Raw genomic sequence first — 2,837 nt, forward strand, 5'->3', positions numbered from 1 at the left:
CGATGCAGGGACGAAATATACACTTCCGCGGTACCACCCATATTCTCACGAATAATATCCGTAAACTCTCATTTATGCTTAACGCGCCTCTCACGTCACAAACTACTAAGGAATCCGTTCATAAGTGCGGCTCCTGTGGGAAATTCAACCACTGTCTGAACTTAAGAGACCTTTCAGCCGGTGAGTCTCTCTCTCTTAAAGAAAACAGCTGTCTACTTACACATTCATTGCCTTTACAACATTCAGATTTTAACATACAAAAATATTACTGTCAAGTTTGAAAATTATCTATAGGTTTAATCTTACAATTCCTATTGCACATACCAATGTTATGCATATTATGTTTTTTATAATTGTCTCTCTGCTACTTTTCACAAACCTTCCTCTTCCTGAATCCATAATAACATTATCCTATCATAATTTGTTTTCCCTGTACATATTTGCCATCCTGTGAAAAAATGTTATACTAATGCATATACTTTATATAAACGGAGATTAAGATGAAAAAAATTATGAATTTTGCCCTGAATATATATGGATTTTTTTATAGAATGGGAAAAGACAGAGTTGGAATATATACCGCCCAGGCATCATTTTTCATTACCTTGTCACTATTTCCTTTTTTACTTTTGTTTTTAAACGTAGTTGGTATGACAAGTTTAGACAAAAATGCCCTTATAAGGATTATCAACAGTTATTCACCGGATGTTATTAAGCCCCTTCTCATTCAGATTATTGGTGAGCTGTATACCCATGTATCAGGAACGTTGCTTTCCATTGTGGCTATTGCCGCAGTTTGGTCTGCCTCTAAGGGCGTTCTTTCAGTAATGTTTGGTTTATATGAAATCAGTAAAATTCACCGTGATAGGAATTATTTAATATCACGTTTTGTTTCTATGCTCTATACTATTTTATTTTTACTGGCAATTATTGTAACCATGGTTCTTTTGGTATTTGGTAACAGGATATTTAATCTTCTTTTGTCCTTTATTCCAATACTGGAGAATGTTACAATACTTACTCTTATATTAAGATATCTTATTTCTTTTGTTATTTTATCGGGATTTTTCATTATACTGTATAAAATAGCTAACTTCAGGCTTACAACAATAAAAAAATGTATACCGGGAGCTCTTTTTTCTGCCCTTGGATGGATGATTTTTTCATATGTATTTTCTATTTACATTGATAATTTTTCGAATATGTCCTATATGTACGGAAGTCTTACGGCATTTATTATTATAATGCTTTGGATATATTTCTGTATCTATATTTTATTTATCGGTGCAGAAATAAATAAGCTTCTTCATCCTGAAACAGAGGCATTTTACTATGAAAAAGTTCAAAAGTAATCCTAATTAGCATTCTTTATTTCAATGCCATGATAATAGCTTTTTAGGATGTCTTTATAATTTTTCCCTGACTTTGCCATTTCCATGGCTCCATTCTGACTCATTCCACTGCCATGACCAAAGCCACCACCATATATGGTATAGCCTCCCTTTTCCTTTTCCAACAGAATAAATGCGCTAGGCAACATAGTCATTCCAGCTCTTGTGGTATCATCACATAATTTGATTTTTCCGTAACATGAGCATAACGCCTTTCTTATTTCATTTTGATTTTGCATAACAATCTGTCTTTTGTCACCGTATACGGTAATCTGGGAAGCAATTCCCCCGGCACCTCTCTCATTTACTTCAATACGGCTTATATTTCCCACATTTACCCCTGTGGTGTTATAAATGGAATTTTCTAACTGCTCATTGGTATAATAAACCCTCCACCTGTAAAATGGATATTTGCTTTCAATTCCTTTTACATTCTTTTTAATAAATTTTTTAAACTCCCACTGATTTTTTACATTTCTTTTGGAATTTTCCGTAAAGTTTTCCCCCTTTAAATAATTCATCTTCTCCTTACCCCATATTTTGTAGTCGGTGGTATATCCACAGGATGTGGAAAAATAATAAGCCTTTATTAACTTGTTTTTGTAAGTCATTACTACTCCCTTAGTTTCTTCTGCCGCCTTTTTGCTGTTTTTTCCCGGCTTTATTCTGTTGTACACCTGAAAATCAGTACTGTCATCAGCATTTGCCTTATACTTTTCATATTCTAAAGCCTTAGATTTCATAATAAAATTTCTTGCACATACAGCCTGTGACTTTAATGCCTCTAATGGAGATTCCTCTCCTATCTCACTGGATATAACTGCCGCAATATAATTTTCCATATCCACCTGATTTACCACAACCATTCCGCTTTGTTCCCTATATAAATATAATTCCCCCATATACACCGGAGAACCGTTTTCAGTATTATGCCCCTGTATTGTGATGCCGGTTTTCCCATAAATTTTTACCACATCACTGTTTTTAAAATAACTGCTATCTCCATCTAAACTAACTTTTTTGCAGCCTTTTTGTTTTGCAAAATTTTTACCGTAATAAACCTTTAGATTGTCTCCTTTTAGTGTTAGGCTTGAATGATAAATTGATGTATAATTGTTACTCATTATTACAATCCTTACCTTTTGAAGCTGTTTTATACCTGTTTTCTTTTTGTCTTCCGTTGTTGCTTCTTTAATCAGAATATTTGTGGTATTTTCAGTGGAAATTGTATCTATTTTTTGTATTACTTCCCGGCATTTTTTTCCTGTTATAATGGCTGTTATAAGAAAAAATACCGAAAAAAACACTATTATCTTTTTCATGCTCCCCCCTATTTATGTTGTCCCTATGTTTCATACTATTAATACTCTCAGAAAATTATTCAGCATAAAAGTAAGCCGGAGAAGTTTTATACTTTTCCGGCTTACTTTTAAAAATCGGGCAGTA

At 33.4% G+C, this 2,837-nt stretch carries 2 protein-coding genes and 1 other annotated feature; of the genes, one reads left to right on the top strand and one right to left on the bottom strand.

Annotated features, from left to right (window positions below; genetic code table 11):
• Positions 1-3: 3 nt before the first annotated feature.
• Positions 4-237: a binding site (T-box leader), on the bottom strand.
• Between the two features lie 263 nt (positions 238-500).
• A complete protein-coding gene (locus Q5O30_RS08345; RefSeq protein WP_021953299.1) occupies positions 501-1,352 on the top strand; it encodes a YihY/virulence factor BrkB family protein in 852 nt (283 codons plus the stop codon).
• Positions 1,353-1,354: 2 nt separating this feature from the next.
• Here Q5O30_RS08345 and Q5O30_RS08350 read toward each other — a convergent pair whose 3' ends face one another.
• A complete protein-coding gene (locus Q5O30_RS08350; protein ID WP_021953300.1) occupies positions 1,355-2,713 on the bottom strand; it encodes a SpoIID/LytB domain-containing protein in 1,359 nt (452 codons plus the stop codon).
• Positions 2,714-2,837: the final 124 nt, after the last annotated feature.

The sequence above is a fragment of the Eubacterium sp. CAG:161 genome (genome assembly GCF_000432355.1).
GTDB lineage: Bacteria > Bacillota > Clostridia > Lachnospirales > Lachnospiraceae > Eubacterium_G > Eubacterium_G segne.